The following is a 13,291-nucleotide window of genomic DNA, read 5'->3' as shown; positions in this document are numbered from 1 at the left end:
CTTGGTGAGCGAGGCCGGAGCGCCGGTGTGGGAGCGGCAGACGCGTTCCCAGGAGGCGGCGCCGCGATACCAGCGCCACCCCACGCTCGGTGTGCAGCCCCAGGCGCACGACGCGGCGGGGGCGGGGTCGGGTGGGAGGGGACGGCTAGGCGTGGGTTTGGGCACTGGGCGCCTCCTGGTCGTGGTCGGGGTGGTGGCGAAGCACGCGTACGCGTTCGGCATGGGTGATCGGGGCGTCTTCGGGGCCGCGCCAGTGCGGGTCGATCCATTTCGGCCGGTGCACTTGGCGGGAGGGGTACCACTGGTTGCGCCAGAACCCGCGGACGGGGAACCGGACGCCGATCTTCCGCCCGGTCTCTTCCGCCGCGGCCTCGGGCCCGGCCCCATGGCCGGAGTCGTCGTGCGGCAAGGTGGTGTACCGGCGTGGCCGGGCGTCCAGGATCTGAATGTCGCCGGTCGGGTAGCCGGAGCGTTCCAGCCGGCGGCGCAGGCCTCTCCGGATGGGTTCGGCCCGCTGGTAGACGAGGGGTTGGCGCATCAGCAGCAGCGTGGCCATCAGGTGCTTGGCCCAGTACGAGGTGTAAGCCGGCTTATCCGTCTCGGCCAGGCGCTCCTCGAGGCTCGCCTTGTTCGCCTGGTCGGCCGTGAACTGGATGCCGTACTCGTTGTCCGGCACCAGGCGGGTCACGATGTCGCGGAGGTGATCGCGGTCCCGGTCGTCGTGGAGTTTGGCGAGCATCTCGGCGCGGTTGCGGTAGAAGCTCATCCACACGCCGCCGTGCCGCCATTGGCCGCCGGCGTCGTACGGGCCCCAAGTGCAGGCGCTGACGCCGACCTCTTCGCGGCCGTCGCGCGGATCGAACGCCAGGCGGCCATCGATGACGAGCGCCGTGAGTTCGGACCGCTCGTATTGCACGAGCGGCGTCTCGTACACGACCAGCCCGGCCGGGACGGGGAAGTCGTCGGCATCGGGAGGGAACGCGGGCATGGAAGCGGCGGCGGTCTGCACGAGCTCGGTCATCTCGGCGGTGACGAAGTACAACTCGGCGTCGGCCAGCGTGCGGGTCTCCTGGGCGACGAGCATCTCGGCGTAGGCGTGCATCATGCCGGGGTGCCCGTCGAGCTCGGGGCGGCCCATCATGGTGCCGGCGCTGTGGGACATGCGGGCGTGGAAGGCCAGGCCGCGGCCGTCGCGTATCCACTCCAGCAGGTCGCGGCGCAGCGCCGGCACCTCGTCGGCGGCAAACGGGTCGATGGTCATGGTCGTTCCTGGTCGGGGTCGGGGATGGCGAGCTGGCCGGGGATGTCCCGCCATGTGCGGACGGGGATGGCCGTAGGGATGCACAGGCGGCGCCTGGCCCGGTTGTAGGCGCGTCGGCACTTGTCGCCGCGGCGTTTGCCGTCTGGGCCGACGCGCAGGGACTCTGCGGCCCGGATGCGGCGTCCGCAGTCGTCGCAGCGCGGCACCCACCGCCCGCGACGACGGCGTCTCCCGCGGCGGCGTGGAGTCCAGAGCGCCAGCTGCGTGCTCACTCCGGCTCCTTGGCGGGCTGCCGGGCATCGCGCTCGGGGGTGCCGGTGTCAGGTTCGATGTGGATGAGGGCGACCTGGCGCACGTCGATGTACGCCACCGGGTGCGTGTTGTCCGGGGTGTCCACCAGCACGCGCTTGAGACGGCGGCCGTGCCGGCTCTTGACGAGGTGGTACTTGACGATGGGCAGGCGCAGCTGGGCGCCGGACCTGAGTGTGATGACCATGGTGCGGACGGTCTGCTCAGCCACCGTTCGCCGCCCGGTCGAGATCGGCGAGGAATCGGCCGATCAGGTCCGCACTCTCAGAGGCGATGAACGCGCTCACCCCGTCGGAGGTCTCCCGGGCGTAGATCTCCGCCCTCTGCCGCTCGGCCCAGGCCCGGCGGAGCGCGGCGAGCCGGGCGAGCAGTTCGGCGGCGTGCTCCTCGGCGGCCTGCTGCTTGCGCCGGGCGTCTTCGACCTCCCGCCCGGCCGCGACGCCGGCCAGGGCGATGTGCTGGGCGGTGAGCTCGGCCGCGCGGGCTTCGAGGCTCTCGGCCCCGAGGCGCTCGGCCAGCGCGCGTGCCCGGGCCAGCTCGTGCTCGGCGGCGAGCCGGAGCAGCGTGCCGAGTTCGACGCTGCCGGTGTTTTGGTCCTCCGGCAGCAGGTTGGCCAGGCATTCTCCGTCGACGGTGTCCGGGCAGAGGCGGGCGGTCTCGCGTTCGAGGTAGGGGCAGTTGAGTACCAGGAACGGGTGCACGTCCATGTCCGGGCACAGCCGGTAGGCGCCGAGTTCGGCGATCTGTTCGCGCAGCTGCTCGGCGAGTTCGCACGGCATGGTGCCGGTGTGGCAGTGGTAGTGGTTGATCGCGGCCTGGAGCAGCGTGCCGAGATCGACGCCCGTGCGGTAGCGGGTGCCGTGGAGCAGGTTGCTGATGCAGCGGCCCGGCGTGCAGGCGTCGTGGTCGTGCTCGTGCGTGCACTCCAGCACCAGGTACGGGCCGTCGTCAGCGTTCAGCTGGGTGGCGGCCACGCGGTAGGCGGCCGGGCCTGCGGTAAGGGCGGCGCGTTCGGTGGTGGTGTCGGTCATCGTGTTCTTCCAGGGTTGAGCGCCGGGCGGGTGCCGGCGGCGGGTCAGGGGCGGAGGGTTCGGAGCCAGGCGAGGACCCGCCACACCAGGGGCACGCCGGTTGGGGCGTGGGGCAGCGGCGGTGCCTCGTCCTGCGGGGCCTTCTCCTGCGCGGCGGGCGGCGGCTCCTGCGGGGCGGCCGGTGTGGGCTGTGGCGGCTCCTGGGACACGCTGGGCGTCTCCGTGGCGGGCTGTTCCTCGAGGGCTTGTGGGGCCTCGTGCTCGGGGGTTTGCGGGCTGTCCGTGCACTCGGCGCACATGGGCGTGCTCAGCTCCGGCGGGAGGGTCTGCCAGCCGTCGTTGACGGGCAGCCCGCACCTGGTGCCGTTCCCGGACGGCCGGTGGGCCACGACATGCCGCTCGCCAGGGGCGAAGATCATGCTCATCGGCGTCCCTTCCTGCGACGCGCGCGCCCCCGACGGCGCGGGTCGATGCGGATCACGTTCGGCGGGTCGGGCAGCACGACGGGCAGCGCCTCCTGCACGGCCGGGCGACCGGTGCAGGTGGCCACGTGCGGCCGATAGCGCTCCTCCCAGCGGGCCGGCGGGCGGGCGTCGGCCCCGTCCAGGCTGCGAGACACCCACGAGCGGGGGGCGATCCGGTAGCAGGCCTGGTTGCCGTCCTCTGCCGGGTGCGGGTCCACCGCGAGCCGCTTGCCGGCCGCGGTGGTGGTCCACAGCACCGACCGGCCGCAGTCGCGGCAGGCGCGCAGCTCGCTCGGTGCGGGGATCATGCGGCGCTCCTCGCGGCTGCCAGGCAGGCGGCCCGTTCTTCGGGGCCGGCGCCGAGGCTGGCCAGGGCGCGCTCGACCGTTTCGGCGTCGAGGGTGATCTCGGTGTCGCCGGTCCAGGCGCAGGTGCAGATGTCCGGGTCGTTGGCGCAGGTTCGGCAGGTGTGTCCGAGGTCGGCGTCGCGTCTCAGGCGGGCCAGGGCGTAGCGCAGCTCGGGCACGTGCTGGTGCTCTTGGAAGCAGGCTTCGCCGATGACCATCTCGGCGTAGCGGGTGATCGCGTCGGGGCTGTAGCCGGCGGCCAGGGCCCGCTTGAGGAGGGCGATGAGTGCCCAGCCGTAGCGGGTGCCGAGCAGGGGCCGGTAGCGGGGGATGCGGGCGAGGATCCCGGCGGGGGTGTGGGCTCTTAAGCGCGATGATCTTCCGGGTTGCGCCGAAGGCGCTCGTGCGGTCGCGCGCTCGTTACGGTCCTCGAGGTCGCCTACGGCGAGAACCCGGGATTCATGTACTCCCTTCGTACTGGTTGATGTACTCACGACGTACTCCACCCCAGTGGTTGGGGTCCAACGCTCCAGTGGTTGGGGTTCAACGCTCCAGTGGTTGGGGTCAAACTCCCCAGTGGTTGGGGTCGAACTTTGTTCGGTCGGCGGGTTATCCACAGGGCCGACGGCCTCGTTGGACCCCAATGGTTGGGGTTCAACCGAGCCTTCAATCGGGCCGGACAGCACCCGCGGCCCCGCCGGCGTCCCCCCGTGAAGCACGCACGGACCGACCCCCGGCGTGGCCGTGCCCCGGCCCGCTCGCCGCGTGCACACGCCGCCCTTCTTGGTCGGCGCACCGCACCGCGGCACCTGCTCCCGATCGCCCGGATGCCGGTCCAAGGGCGGCCACGCCAGCCGGTACACGTTCGGGTGCCGGCGGCGGCGCACCACTACCAGCCACCCCTCCGACTCCAGGTCCTCCACCGCCGCCGCGGCGGTCGTCTCGGAGATCCCGCAGTCTTCTGCCAGGGACGTGATGCTCGGGTTGCAGTGCTTTCGCTGGCGGCCAACCGTGTGCACGTACAGCCGCTGCGCGACGTTCACCCGAGAGGGATCCCAGCCACGGCGGGAGTAGACCAGCAGGATCCACTGCAAGCCGCGGTCGATGCTCAGCTGCCCAGGTGACAGATAGGCGGCGGCCCACGCAGGGGCGGGCGCGTCATCGACCGGGGTTGCCTCGCCCGGTTCTTCCTCGCTCACTTACACCTCGCTTCAGGGTGGTCTCGGTCACTCCTTGGGCGGGGTCTGTCTTCGCCGCAGCCAGGCGGCCAGCTGCTCGCGGGTGCGGTCGCCGACGACGCCGTTACGCAGCCGCTCCAGCGCGGACGCGCTGACGTCGGCCTGCACGGCGATCTGCCACCACTTCAGGCCGAGCTCGCGCCGGCGGGCGTCGACGGCGGCGTGCAGCTGCTCGGGTGTCATGACGCGCTCAGGGGGACGACGTCGCGGGCGCGCACGGTGTCACGCCACTCGTTGTTCTCGCCGTCGTACTGGGGTTGGTCCCACAGCACGTACACGACCTGTTCGCCGCGCAGGGTGCCCAGGCCGGTGATGATGCCGATGCCGTGGGTGCCGATGACGCGCTGGCCTACTCGGCGGGGGATCATCACGTGCGATCGCCTCCGATCAGGTCGGTGAGCATGCGGTTGCGCTCCTGCAACGAGGTCGCTTCGTCGGAGGCGGTACGCAGCTCCTGCTCGGCGCGTACGGCCTTGATCCACCAGTCGTCCGCCCGGCGTCGGGCGTGGTCGCGTTCGGCTCGCAGGAGGCGGATGTGGGTCTGCTGGTCGCGGTCCCGGTACCACCACCAGGCCGCGTTGGCGGCGGCGATGGCGGCCAGGGCTGAGATGAGGAGAATCTCCATCAGCGCGACCTCCCGCCTGACTCGGCGTGGGCGGGGCAGGGGCCAACCTCGGAACACGTGCACTCCGCATTCGCGGTGTTCTTCGCCAGCCACCAGGCCTCGTGCAGGTCGCCGCGGCACATGGCGCAGATCGCGCCGTGCGTGGTGCCCAGGCCGCACTCCTGGCAGTCTGTAAGGGGGCCGGTCCGCGCTACGACGGTGTCGGCGGCCTGCGCCTGCGCACACGCGCCGCACACCCCCTCAGGCAGCGGATCGCCCGGCGTGAGCTTGATCGGCGTCTCGGGCACGACGGCGAGGGCGCCGCACGCGGTGGGCGTGAGCGTGCCCGGCCGGGGCGACGCCATGAGCCAGGACGGCACGGCGAACAGGTGCCGGACGTCGGGGTCCGCGTTCGCGTATGGGCTGTACGGGTTGGGCTCGAGACGGGTCACCGGGCACCTGCCTTCGCCGTATCAGCGGTCCCGGGATCGGCGTGGCCAGCCTGGTCGGCGAGGGGGAAGCACCAGATGCTCTGGCCCTCGGGCAGGACGATCTCCCAGGGGCCGCGGATCAGGCCGTAGGCGGCCCAGTCGCAGCCGCGTTCGGCACGGCCGCGGCCCTGGTCGGTGGTGGGGTCACCGGACAGCGCGCCGAGGGTGCGGCCGATGCATTCCTGCCCGAGGATCTCCCAGTAGCGGACCTCGCGGCCGTGGGCGTCGGTGCGCGGATGGCTGGTCAGCGCGACCGTGAAGTCCAGGCCGGTCGCCGTGTCGCTGCAGTTGGGGCAGGCGAACGCCCATTTCAGAGGGTCCTTACCGAACCGTTTCTCGGCTTCGGCGAGGAACTCGGCGTGGGTGAGCTTGCGGTGCGCCATCAGAGCACCGCCGTCTCGTGCTGGGGAACGGCCGGGACCGGGTTCGCGGGACGGACGAGGCGGATCGGGCCGAGCTGGTCGTCGGTGTGGACGTCGGACCAGTGGTAGTCGCGGCCGTCGGGGGCGTACAGGTAGACCCGGGACTCGCCACGGCCGCTGGTGCGGCGGGCCGCGTACCACTCGGTGCCGTGCGCGTCGGCCCAGATCTGGCCCGGCTGCGGTTCGCCGTCGGCCGGGGCCACGCGGGTGATCTTGACGGTGGGCGCGTAGGCGATCGGGAAAAGGAGATCGTCCTGCCGCAGGGTGATCCCGGTGTCGTTGGCGAATTGGATGCGGCCTTCGATGGTGACCCGGACGTGCTCGCCGGGCTGGTGGGTCGGAGCGCTCATGATCGTCTTTCTTGGGATGGTCAGGATGGGGAATGGGGGCCGGCCGCAGCGCGGGCCGCGAGTCCCTCCGGATGCGGCCGGCACCCCGTGCCCGCCGATGCGCGCTTCCCCTACGCGCTGGGCGGGCGGTATGGGAAGTCAGGGGGAGCTGCGGCTCCGGTCGGCGCGGGGCCGACGTCGACGGCCACCGCGGCCGCGCATGCCGCGGCCGCGGGCACGCCGGCTGCGACGCACGTGCACCAGCCCGCACGCGCACGTGTATGACACGCCGCCCGGCTCCTCGGCGTGCGCCTCGGCAGGGGTGACGTAGCCGGTCAGCGCGGGGTCAGGGCAGTCCAGGACGAACAGCCATTCCTCGCGCGGCCAGAGCACGTCATGCACCTGCGCCAGCTCGCCGTCCAGGCTGTCGAGCTCGGGGAAGTACTCGGGGTGCCCGGGTGGCACGTACACCGGGTGCTCCAGCAGGGCGGCCTCGGCCGTCCGGCGACGGGGGCTGTATGCACGCTCCCGGCGTTCCAGCCGGTCCCAGAAGACCAGCACGCCGACGAGGTAGGCCACCGTGATAACGGTGGGGATGATCACCTCGGCCCTCATGGGGTGTGGTCCCCGTTCGGGTGGGCGGTGGCGTCCGCCACGACGGGCATGAGCCCGGTCTCCGCCAAGACCGCGGGCGCGGGCGGGCTGGAGGTGTGCTCGGCGCGTGCCCTGACCTGATCGGCCAGGAACTCCACCCGGCAGTGCGGGCAGTCCCGCCGCGTGTCCGCCGGCTCGGCCGCCGTGGCCGCGGCGGCCGTCTCCTCCGGGGTGACCGGCCGTAGCTGGTTGCCGCATCCGGTGCAGTAGCGCGCGCCAGGCGGCGCGGCCTGCTGGGCGAGCACATCCCCGGTCGCAGGCGCGGCCGGAGCGGAGGGAGCGAGGCGGGCGTGGGAAGCGGCGCGCATCGCCGCGGCGATCGGCGCGGCGGTGCGCTCCCGCTGCCGCTGCTCCAGCTCGGCCCGTACCAGGGCTCCGAACCGTTCGGCCGTCTGGCTCAGATGCCAGGCGAGGTGCAGGCTGGCCTGCAGGCGCGTGTCATCGGCGTCACGGGGAACGCCGACCATGATGCCGGCCAGCCATAGGATCAGCGTCGTCTCCGACGCCTCCACCGAGACGGTGTCTGGGGTGATGTGCCGGTCGGCGGCGTAGACGGCGCGCGGGTACGACTCCGCAGGGGCCGGGGGGTGTTGGCCGTTGTTCATGCGAGTCCCCGTTCGGCCAGATCCTGGGAGATCTCGGCCTGCTTGGCCAGGAGGTGGGACAGCCCGTCGGGGGTTTCAGCGTGGACGGTCATGGCGAGCCCGCGGTCGGTCTGGTCTCGGGTCAGCTCACCGAGGCGGGTGGCGTAGCAGCGCGAGACGAATCCGCAGTCGCCGCGGCTGGTCCAGATCGACCAGCCGGGGTTGGCGGCCTGGAGGTTGACCAGCGGCTCGGGCAGGTCTTCGCCCGCTTTAGGGTGGATCATGATCTGCTCCCTTCGGGAGTCTTGCTGGTGCTGGTGGGACTGGCGATCGCCATGGGCGGCCCCCCGAGAGCCGCCCGTGGGGAGGGGCTACAGGACGAGCTCGCCGCCGTCGGCGAGCCGGACGGTCACGGGGCAGGTGCAGTCGCCGAAGCAGGCGGCCTCGCACCGGTGGCACTTCACGCAGTACGGCGAGCCGCCGCAGCCGCAGCAATGGTCAGGGATGCGATAGCCGGAGCCGTTGCACGAATAGCAGTCGAACCCGTCGTCGCCGCCGCACCCGCACTCCTCCTCGCCGTCGCGGCAGACGTCGCAGGGCACGCACACGTGGCAGGCCTCATCGGCGGTGCAGTCGCAGTCAGCGGCGGGGGTGGTCTGATCGGAGGCCCACGCGGCGGCGGGGCAGCGCTCGCACGTGCGGAATCCGGCCCGCCACTCGCTGCCCGCGACCCGGTGGCCGCAGGTGGCAACGACGAACCCGGGCTGCCCGGGGATCTCGCTGCCGGGGTTGGGATACTGCGCGGTCATTGGGATCGCTCCTGCTCTGCCTCGATGGCGTCGGCCGCCGCGCGCAGGTCGGCGGCCACCTCGTCTCGGTTGCGGGGTGCGGACCAGCGGGTGACCACGTCAAGGCGGCCGACCGCGCGCAGGTGGCGGATCAGCTCCACCAGGGCCTCTTGCGCCAGGCCGTAGGAGGCCGCGGCCCGGCGCAGGGCGTGGTGGACGTCGCTGCGGACGACCCGCGCGTGCGAGAGCGCGGCCACCTGGTCGGCCGCCTCGCGGAGCACGGGCGCGATGCTGGCGGCGGCGTTCGTCGTGGCCATCACGCACCACCCCCCTTGCGAGGGCTGAAGCCGTCCCGGAGCGCGGCCTGAACGTCACTGCGGTGGTAGCGGCGGTGGCCGCCCAGCGTCTGGATGAAGTCGAGCCACCGGTTCTGCCCCCACCGGCTGACGGTCTTGCGATCGACACCGAACAGCTTCGCCACCTCACCGGGGGTCAGCAGCTCTGGCGTGTCGGGCGGCAGCTCGTACGGTTCAGGCATCGCGCACCTCCGCGTCGCCGCAGGGGTAGCGGTAGCGGCCGCTCGGCGTCGGGGCCGGCTCGCGTACCTCCACGTCGACGTAGCGGCGGATACGACCCGCGTGGGCGGGAAGGGGGCGGGAGGTGTTGGCGATCCGCCAGCCCGGCATCGTGTCGGCGGCGAGCGCGAGCACTTCGCGCACCTGGTCGACCACGTGGGCGGGGCCGATGATGCGGACCTGCGTCACGTCGGCTGGCTGCTTGGGTTTGCCGCTGTAGCGGCCGGGCGTGGTCACTGGCCCTCCCGGAGCGCCTGGTCGGCGATCTCCTCGGCCAGGCGCTCGTATTCGGCGTCGGCGGCTTCCTCGGCCATGCGGGCGAGCTGCTCGATGAGGTCGTGGCGGCCCTTCACGACGCCTCGCTCTCTGCCTCGCCGCTGCCCGGCCGACGTACCGGCGGCCAGTCGGGGTCCTCGTCGGCCGGCGGCGGTTCGAGCGCGCTCTGCTGGTCGCCCGGCGCGATCTCGCCACCGATGACCGGGTGCTCAGTGGCCTCGTCCGGGGCGGTGTCCGGCGACAGATCCACCCGCACGCCCTCATCGACGGCCAGGGCGTAGGCGAGTTCGGTGGACTTCGGCAGGAGCTTGGCCAGGCGACGGACCATCGTCTTGTGCGCCATGGCCTCGAAGTGGTCCCGCCAGGGGCCGGTGATGAAGGTCTCGCCGGTCTCCTTGTCCTTGCCCTTGGCCATGGCGTACTTGTCGCGGTGGGATTCCATGTCGGCCTGCGTCATGGGGTCGGTGACGCCGTAACCGCCGCCGACGAGCCGGGCCACCGCGTAGTACAGGCGGGCTGCGCCGCGTGGGCCGTCGAGGAAGGGGACGTGCCGCAGGGTGTCACCTTCCAGGCCGTATTCCAGCTCGAAGCGGTCGCACTGGTAGACGGTGCGGGGGGCGATGTTCAGCACGCGGCCGGTCCGGTAGGCCAGTTCGGCGTACCCCTGGTAGCCGATGATGAGCTGGGCGCGGTAGGCGCCCATCGGGTTGCCCTGCGCGTTCTTCGGCCCGGCGTTGGAGTCCCAGAACGGGATCAGCCAGCCGTGGCCGAGCGCGCCGACGCCGGGCCGCAGGCCGAGCTGGGCGAGGGTCATGAGGCCGCCCAGGACGCTGTCGGCCTCGCACTGGTCCAGCTTCTTCGTGGTGCGCAGGCACGTCATCGCGTCGCGCACGAGCTGGGCCGCCTCGGCGCCCTTGGGCATCGCGAGCTGGTAATGCGGCTGCATCTCTCGGATCTGCTCGATGAGGGTGGCCGGCTTCTTTTCGATCTGGCCGCGGGCCTGCTCGGCCCGGGCGGCGAGGTTGCGTCCCATCAGGCTGCGAGTCCCTTCTTGACGACGTGGAAGCGGCGGCCGCGGTAGGCCGCGTACAGGTCGGGGTGGAGTGTCTTGACGGCCTTCTCGTCGAGGACCGTCTTCTGGCAGGCGGCGGCCACGTCGGGGTGCGCGGCGGTGAAGGCTTCGGCGTTGAAGTCGCCGGTGTTCTTCCAGGTGACGACGTCCTGGCCGATCCAGGTGCCGACGGTGGCGTCCTTCAGCTCGCCGCACACGTCGGCCTTGGCAGCGTCCTTGGCCTTCTTGAGCGCGGTGGCCTCCTCCGCCCAGCCGGCGTAGCGGCGCAGCGTGGCGACCGTCTGGGCGTCGAGCGCCACCTTGCGGCCGCCGGCGGTCGGGTACAGCTCGTTGAGCGCGCGCAGCGAGGCGGCGCTGCCGTCCATCGCGGGCGCGGTGCCGTCGAGGACCATCTGCCACAGCTCGGCCTCGGCCTCGACCATCACCTTGATGAGCCGCTCGTCACGGTGAACGTGCCGGATCTCCAGCCGCTGCCCGCCGATCAGGACGACGGCGTAGCCGTGCTCCTTGCCGGTGACCGCGAAGTAGTGCTGCAGCTGGGCCTCGGCAGCGTCCGCGACCTGCTCCTCGTCCCAGTCCGCTGCCTTGTATGCCGACGTGGTCTTGATCTCCACGATGCCGTCGTCCGCGCTCAGCCGGTCCACGCTGGCCAGTTGCCAGGCCCGCTCGACATGCTGAAGGAGTCCGCAGGTCTGGGTGGGGATGCCGGTGCGCTCGGTGAACTCCTCGGCGAGGATCGGCTCCAGCTTGCGGCCCCAGTACATGGCCTCGTTGTCATCCTTGGGGCGCAGCAGGCCCCGTTTCTCGGCCCACACGCTGTAGCGCGACCCGTACGGCGAGAGCCCGAGCACGGCCAGCGCGTCCGACCCGCCGATCCCGCGCCGCCGCGCGGCCAGCCACTCCTCGCGCGACGCGTCTGCTGGGAGCACGAGCTGGGCGGTCGGCGTGAACAGCTGCCCGGTCTCGGGCATGGTGGCGGTCACCGGGTCACCTCCGGCCTGATCGCGCACGGCTCGGCCGTCACCAGGACCGGCCGCTTGCCGCGCACCACGGGCAGGACCTTGGCGGCGTCGAGCTCGCACAGGCGCGCGGCCTGCTCGACCGACAGCCCGTCGTTGATCTCCCAGGTGATGGTGAGGCGGATGCCCACGCCGGGATCGCTGCTGCGGATGCTGATGGGCGCCGTGCTGCGGCCGGCCATCACGCACCACCCCTGGCGTCGGCCGGTACGGTCCAGGCGCCGTACGTGACGGTGCGGGTGACGACGACCGCGTCCACCACGGGGCACAGCGGCTCGTTCTCCTGCCAGGCCCGGACCTCCACCAGCTTCTCGGCGGCGGTGGCGGGGCTGCACAGCTTGTACTTGATGCGGCGCTTGAGGCGAGGGTCCCCAGGGGCGCGGCTGATCTGGGTGTAGCGGATGCCGTACTCCGTGACCGTGTGGACAGGCGACGGCGCGGCCTGCTGGTTGCTGTTCACTGGCCACCGTCCTCACGCAGGTAGAGGCTGGAGGTGGCCTGGAACGCATAGTTCAGGTGGTCGGTGAGCTGGGCAGCGGCCCGCCGGGCTGCCGCTACGCCGTGCCTGGCCCGGGCCGCGGAGTTTCGAGCGTCGTCGCGAGTGTCCGCGAGACGGCCGGAGGTGGCCTGCGCGGCCAGCCGGGCGTCGAGCTGCCGGAGTAGCTGGTCGAGTCCGGCGGTAGCAGCGTGCAGGGAGCCGAGGACGTCGTAGATGGTGCTCGGGTACGGCAGGGCCTCGGCGTCCATGGTGTGGTGGTCGAGCACGCGCACGCACTCGGCCAGCCCCGCCGCCACCTGCCGCGTGTACTCGCCACTTCGCGGCTCGTACGTGTCCAAGTACAGATCCGTCATTGCGCACCTGCCACGGTGTCGAGCTCGGGGCGGGCGGACAGCTCGGCCAGGTCCGGCCCGTCGATGGGGATCAGCTCCCAGATCCGCACCTTCTGGCCGATCCACGTCCCCTCGACGATGAGCCTGCGCCGGGTCTCGCTGTGGGGCTTGACGCTCCACTGCGCGTCGTCGAGCAGCGCGGCCCACTGGTGGAGGATGACGCGGGTCACGTCCAGGGAAGGCCCCACAGCGGGCATGGCCTCGATCACGCCCTCCCGGTTGATGTGCCAGGAGAAGGAGTCGGGCACGGGGTGGGTGAGCAGGTTGGCGAGCGCGGCGGCGGCGATCTGCTGCCGGTGGCGCATGGTGGGGGCGGTCATCGCGTCACCGTCGCGGGCTGCTCGGCGGGGCGGAGGGCGGCGATCGAGACCAGCTCCTCGTGCTCGGGCTCGTCCCGCCATCCGGCGAGGTCGACCATGCCGCCGCCGTTGCGGCCGATGGCGGGCACCATGCGTACGTCGGGGCGGTGGATCCAGACGGTGTCGTCGTCCTCCCAGCCGCGGACGATCCAGGTCCCGTCGTGGCCGTTCCAGGTGACGGTGTCGCCGTCGGCGGGCGTCCACTCGCCGTCGTGGGCGTGCTCAGCGGCGCGGATGGCGCGGCGGGCCTGGTCGATCAGCGCGCGGGCGCGGTCGTTGATGGCGCGTTCGGCCTCGTCCCACGCGGGGTCGGCGGCGCGGTCGTCGGCGTCGCCAGGGGCCAGGCGCAGCTCGACGGCCAGGAGCGTGGCGTAGAGGGCGTGGTAGAGGACGGCGCCCTCGGACCCGGTACGCACAGCGGCCAGGTGCGCGAGGGTGGCCAGGATGCGGGTGGTGCGGTCGATGTAGCTCACTTGGCCTCACCACCCGTCAGCGCGTCGAGCAGTGTGCGCAGCGGAGCGGCCTCGTCGTCGGTGAGCGGGAGCTGCCAGGCGCGATCCAACACCTCGGCGAGCAT

General features: G+C 72.2%; 27 protein-coding genes. All 27 read right to left on the bottom strand.

Translation table 11 applies throughout. From position 1 onward, the window contains the following. Positions 1-145 precede the first annotated feature (145 nt). The 27 genes from ACTWQA_RS38795 to ACTWQA_RS38665 all read right to left on the bottom strand — a co-directional run bounded on the left by ACTWQA_RS38795 (position 146) and on the right by ACTWQA_RS38665 (position 13,187). Positions 146-1,261, bottom strand: a complete 1,116-nt coding sequence (locus tag ACTWQA_RS38795) for a hypothetical protein (RefSeq protein ID WP_443163914.1) — start codon at positions 1,259-1,261, stop codon at positions 146-148. Next, positions 1,258-1,533 carry a hypothetical protein gene (locus ACTWQA_RS38790; protein WP_443163913.1) on the bottom strand — a complete coding sequence of 92 codons (276 nt, stop codon included), beginning with the start codon at positions 1,531-1,533 and terminating at the stop codon, positions 1,258-1,260. The genes ACTWQA_RS38795 and ACTWQA_RS38790 overlap by 4 nt, the downstream gene beginning before the upstream one ends. Further along, the gene (locus ACTWQA_RS38785) at positions 1,530-1,757 is read right to left on the bottom strand and encodes a hypothetical protein (RefSeq protein WP_443163912.1); all 228 of its coding nucleotides are present in this window, start codon (positions 1,755-1,757) and stop codon (positions 1,530-1,532) included. The genes ACTWQA_RS38790 and ACTWQA_RS38785 overlap by 4 nt, the downstream gene beginning before the upstream one ends. A 16-nt stretch (positions 1,758-1,773) precedes the next feature. Then, positions 1,774-2,601, bottom strand: coding sequence for a hypothetical protein (locus ACTWQA_RS38780; RefSeq protein ID WP_443163911.1), 828 nt, complete (start codon positions 2,599-2,601; stop codon positions 1,774-1,776). 44 nt (positions 2,602-2,645) lie between these two features. Continuing rightward, positions 2,646-3,026 (bottom strand): hypothetical protein, encoded by a 381-nt coding sequence (locus ACTWQA_RS38775; protein ID WP_443163910.1) that lies wholly within the window; start codon positions 3,024-3,026, stop codon positions 2,646-2,648. Continuing rightward, on the bottom strand, positions 3,023-3,373 hold the full coding sequence (locus tag ACTWQA_RS38770; protein WP_443163909.1) for a hypothetical protein: 351 nt from the start codon (positions 3,371-3,373) through the stop codon (positions 3,023-3,025). Before ACTWQA_RS38770 ends, ACTWQA_RS38775 begins: the two co-directional genes overlap by 4 nt. After that, on the bottom strand, positions 3,370-4,611 hold the full coding sequence (locus ACTWQA_RS38765) for a helix-turn-helix domain-containing protein (protein WP_443163908.1): 1,242 nt from the start codon (positions 4,609-4,611) through the stop codon (positions 3,370-3,372). Before ACTWQA_RS38765 ends, ACTWQA_RS38770 begins: the two co-directional genes overlap by 4 nt. 27 nt (positions 4,612-4,638) lie before the next feature. Next, complete coding sequence (locus ACTWQA_RS38760) at positions 4,639-4,833, bottom strand: hypothetical protein (RefSeq protein WP_443163907.1); 195 nt, start codon at positions 4,831-4,833, stop codon at positions 4,639-4,641. Further along, the gene (locus ACTWQA_RS38755) at positions 4,830-5,021 is read right to left on the bottom strand and encodes a hypothetical protein (protein ID WP_443163906.1); all 192 of its coding nucleotides are present in this window, start codon (positions 5,019-5,021) and stop codon (positions 4,830-4,832) included. The genes ACTWQA_RS38760 and ACTWQA_RS38755 overlap by 4 nt, the downstream gene beginning before the upstream one ends. Then, the gene (locus ACTWQA_RS38750) at positions 5,018-5,275 is read right to left on the bottom strand and encodes a hypothetical protein (RefSeq protein WP_443163905.1); all 258 of its coding nucleotides are present in this window, start codon (positions 5,273-5,275) and stop codon (positions 5,018-5,020) included. The genes ACTWQA_RS38755 and ACTWQA_RS38750 overlap by 4 nt, the downstream gene beginning before the upstream one ends. After that, a complete protein-coding gene (locus ACTWQA_RS38745; RefSeq protein ID WP_443163904.1) occupies positions 5,275-5,706 on the bottom strand; it encodes a hypothetical protein in 432 nt (143 codons plus the stop codon). The genes ACTWQA_RS38750 and ACTWQA_RS38745 overlap by 1 nt, the downstream gene beginning before the upstream one ends. Beyond that, a complete protein-coding gene (locus ACTWQA_RS38740; RefSeq protein WP_443163903.1) occupies positions 5,703-6,128 on the bottom strand; it encodes a VVA0879 family protein in 426 nt (141 codons plus the stop codon). The genes ACTWQA_RS38745 and ACTWQA_RS38740 overlap by 4 nt, the downstream gene beginning before the upstream one ends. Next, positions 6,128-6,517, bottom strand: a complete 390-nt coding sequence (locus ACTWQA_RS38735) for a hypothetical protein (protein WP_443163902.1) — start codon at positions 6,515-6,517, stop codon at positions 6,128-6,130. The genes ACTWQA_RS38740 and ACTWQA_RS38735 overlap by 1 nt, the downstream gene beginning before the upstream one ends. Positions 6,518-6,655: 138 nt before the next feature. Next, a complete protein-coding gene (locus ACTWQA_RS38730) occupies positions 6,656-7,111 on the bottom strand; it encodes a hypothetical protein (protein ID WP_443163901.1) in 456 nt (151 codons plus the stop codon). Then, positions 7,108-7,755 carry a hypothetical protein gene (locus tag ACTWQA_RS38725; RefSeq protein ID WP_443163900.1) on the bottom strand — a complete coding sequence of 216 codons (648 nt, stop codon included), beginning with the start codon at positions 7,753-7,755 and terminating at the stop codon, positions 7,108-7,110. The genes ACTWQA_RS38730 and ACTWQA_RS38725 overlap by 4 nt, the downstream gene beginning before the upstream one ends. After that, positions 7,752-8,018 (bottom strand): hypothetical protein, encoded by a 267-nt coding sequence (locus ACTWQA_RS38720; protein ID WP_443163899.1) that lies wholly within the window; start codon positions 8,016-8,018, stop codon positions 7,752-7,754. The genes ACTWQA_RS38725 and ACTWQA_RS38720 overlap by 4 nt, the downstream gene beginning before the upstream one ends. A gap of 87 nt (positions 8,019-8,105) precedes the next feature. Beyond that, positions 8,106-8,543, bottom strand: coding sequence for a hypothetical protein (locus tag ACTWQA_RS38715; RefSeq protein WP_443163898.1), 438 nt, complete (start codon positions 8,541-8,543; stop codon positions 8,106-8,108). Continuing rightward, positions 8,540-8,839, bottom strand: coding sequence for a hypothetical protein (locus ACTWQA_RS38710; protein ID WP_443163897.1), 300 nt, complete (start codon positions 8,837-8,839; stop codon positions 8,540-8,542). Before ACTWQA_RS38710 ends, ACTWQA_RS38715 begins: the two co-directional genes overlap by 4 nt. Then, complete coding sequence (locus ACTWQA_RS38705; protein ID WP_443163896.1) at positions 8,839-9,060, bottom strand: helix-turn-helix domain-containing protein; 222 nt, start codon at positions 9,058-9,060, stop codon at positions 8,839-8,841. Before ACTWQA_RS38705 ends, ACTWQA_RS38710 begins: the two co-directional genes overlap by 1 nt. Next, the gene (locus ACTWQA_RS38700) at positions 9,053-9,334 is read right to left on the bottom strand and encodes a hypothetical protein (protein WP_443163895.1); all 282 of its coding nucleotides are present in this window, start codon (positions 9,332-9,334) and stop codon (positions 9,053-9,055) included. The genes ACTWQA_RS38705 and ACTWQA_RS38700 overlap by 8 nt, the downstream gene beginning before the upstream one ends. Positions 9,335-9,446: 112 nt before the next feature. Then, positions 9,447-10,406 (bottom strand): recombinase RecT, encoded by a 960-nt coding sequence (locus ACTWQA_RS38695; protein WP_443163894.1) that lies wholly within the window; start codon positions 10,404-10,406, stop codon positions 9,447-9,449. Continuing rightward, positions 10,406-11,428, bottom strand: coding sequence for a YqaJ viral recombinase family nuclease (locus ACTWQA_RS38690; protein ID WP_443163893.1), 1,023 nt, complete (start codon positions 11,426-11,428; stop codon positions 10,406-10,408). The genes ACTWQA_RS38695 and ACTWQA_RS38690 overlap by 1 nt, the downstream gene beginning before the upstream one ends. Beyond that, entirely contained in the window at positions 11,425-11,646 is a 222-nt protein-coding gene (locus ACTWQA_RS38685; protein ID WP_443163892.1) for a hypothetical protein, read from the bottom strand. Before ACTWQA_RS38685 ends, ACTWQA_RS38690 begins: the two co-directional genes overlap by 4 nt. Beyond that, positions 11,646-11,924 (bottom strand): hypothetical protein, encoded by a 279-nt coding sequence (locus tag ACTWQA_RS38680; RefSeq protein ID WP_443163891.1) that lies wholly within the window; start codon positions 11,922-11,924, stop codon positions 11,646-11,648. Before ACTWQA_RS38680 ends, ACTWQA_RS38685 begins: the two co-directional genes overlap by 1 nt. Beyond that, complete coding sequence (locus ACTWQA_RS38675; RefSeq protein ID WP_443163890.1) at positions 11,921-12,316, bottom strand: hypothetical protein; 396 nt, start codon at positions 12,314-12,316, stop codon at positions 11,921-11,923. Before ACTWQA_RS38675 ends, ACTWQA_RS38680 begins: the two co-directional genes overlap by 4 nt. Then, positions 12,313-12,675, bottom strand: a complete 363-nt coding sequence (locus ACTWQA_RS38670; protein WP_443163889.1) for a hypothetical protein — start codon at positions 12,673-12,675, stop codon at positions 12,313-12,315. Before ACTWQA_RS38670 ends, ACTWQA_RS38675 begins: the two co-directional genes overlap by 4 nt. Continuing rightward, on the bottom strand, positions 12,672-13,187 hold the full coding sequence (locus ACTWQA_RS38665; protein ID WP_443163888.1) for a hypothetical protein: 516 nt from the start codon (positions 13,185-13,187) through the stop codon (positions 12,672-12,674). The genes ACTWQA_RS38670 and ACTWQA_RS38665 overlap by 4 nt, the downstream gene beginning before the upstream one ends. Between the last annotated feature and the right edge of the window lie 104 nt (positions 13,188-13,291).

It is taken from the genome of Nonomuraea sp. 10N515B, assembly GCF_052245915.1.
Lineage (GTDB): Bacteria > Actinomycetota > Actinomycetes > Streptosporangiales > Streptosporangiaceae > Nonomuraea.
This window is presented reverse-complemented; position numbering and strand designations above follow the sequence as displayed.

Excerpts from the sequence above, each read along its gene's own strand:
- ACTWQA_RS38730 (WP_443163901.1), bottom strand. The coding sequence starts at position 7,111 with ATGAGGGCCGAGGTGATCATCCCCACCGTTATCACGGTGGCCTACCTC.
- ACTWQA_RS38750 (WP_443163905.1), bottom strand. The coding sequence starts at position 5,275 with ATGGAGATTCTCCTCATCTCAGCCCTGGCCGCCATCGCCGCCGCCAAC.
- ACTWQA_RS38710 (WP_443163897.1), bottom strand. The coding sequence starts at position 8,839 with ATGGCCACGACGAACGCCGCCGCCAGCATCGCGCCCGTGCTCCGCGAG.
- ACTWQA_RS38770 (WP_443163909.1), bottom strand. The coding sequence starts at position 3,373 with ATGATCCCCGCACCGAGCGAGCTGCGCGCCTGCCGCGACTGCGGCCGG.
- ACTWQA_RS38780 (WP_443163911.1), bottom strand. The coding sequence starts at position 2,601 with ATGACCGACACCACCACCGAACGCGCCGCCCTTACCGCAGGCCCGGCC.
- ACTWQA_RS38785 (WP_443163912.1), bottom strand. The coding sequence starts at position 1,757 with ATGGTCATCACACTCAGGTCCGGCGCCCAGCTGCGCCTGCCCATCGTC.
- ACTWQA_RS38670 (WP_443163889.1), bottom strand. The coding sequence starts at position 12,675 with ATGACCGCCCCCACCATGCGCCACCGGCAGCAGATCGCCGCCGCCGCG.
- ACTWQA_RS38775 (WP_443163910.1), bottom strand. The coding sequence starts at position 3,026 with ATGAGCATGATCTTCGCCCCTGGCGAGCGGCATGTCGTGGCCCACCGG.
- ACTWQA_RS38715 (WP_443163898.1), bottom strand. The coding sequence starts at position 8,543 with ATGACCGCGCAGTATCCCAACCCCGGCAGCGAGATCCCCGGGCAGCCC.
- ACTWQA_RS38725 (WP_443163900.1), bottom strand. The coding sequence starts at position 7,755 with ATGAACAACGGCCAACACCCCCCGGCCCCTGCGGAGTCGTACCCGCGC.
- ACTWQA_RS38720 (WP_443163899.1), bottom strand. The coding sequence starts at position 8,018 with ATGATCCACCCTAAAGCGGGCGAAGACCTGCCCGAGCCGCTGGTCAAC.
- ACTWQA_RS38675 (WP_443163890.1), bottom strand. The coding sequence starts at position 12,316 with ATGACGGATCTGTACTTGGACACGTACGAGCCGCGAAGTGGCGAGTAC.
- ACTWQA_RS38705 (WP_443163896.1), bottom strand. The coding sequence starts at position 9,060 with ATGCCTGAACCGTACGAGCTGCCGCCCGACACGCCAGAGCTGCTGACC.
- ACTWQA_RS38685 (WP_443163892.1), bottom strand. The coding sequence starts at position 11,646 with ATGGCCGGCCGCAGCACGGCGCCCATCAGCATCCGCAGCAGCGATCCC.
- ACTWQA_RS38795 (WP_443163914.1), bottom strand. The coding sequence starts at position 1,261 with ATGACCATCGACCCGTTTGCCGCCGACGAGGTGCCGGCGCTGCGCCGC.
- ACTWQA_RS38760 (WP_443163907.1), bottom strand. The coding sequence starts at position 4,833 with ATGACACCCGAGCAGCTGCACGCCGCCGTCGACGCCCGCCGGCGCGAG.
- ACTWQA_RS38740 (WP_443163903.1), bottom strand. The coding sequence starts at position 6,128 with ATGGCGCACCGCAAGCTCACCCACGCCGAGTTCCTCGCCGAAGCCGAG.
- ACTWQA_RS38735 (WP_443163902.1), bottom strand. The coding sequence starts at position 6,517 with ATGAGCGCTCCGACCCACCAGCCCGGCGAGCACGTCCGGGTCACCATC.
- ACTWQA_RS38695 (WP_443163894.1), bottom strand. The coding sequence starts at position 10,406 with ATGGGACGCAACCTCGCCGCCCGGGCCGAGCAGGCCCGCGGCCAGATC.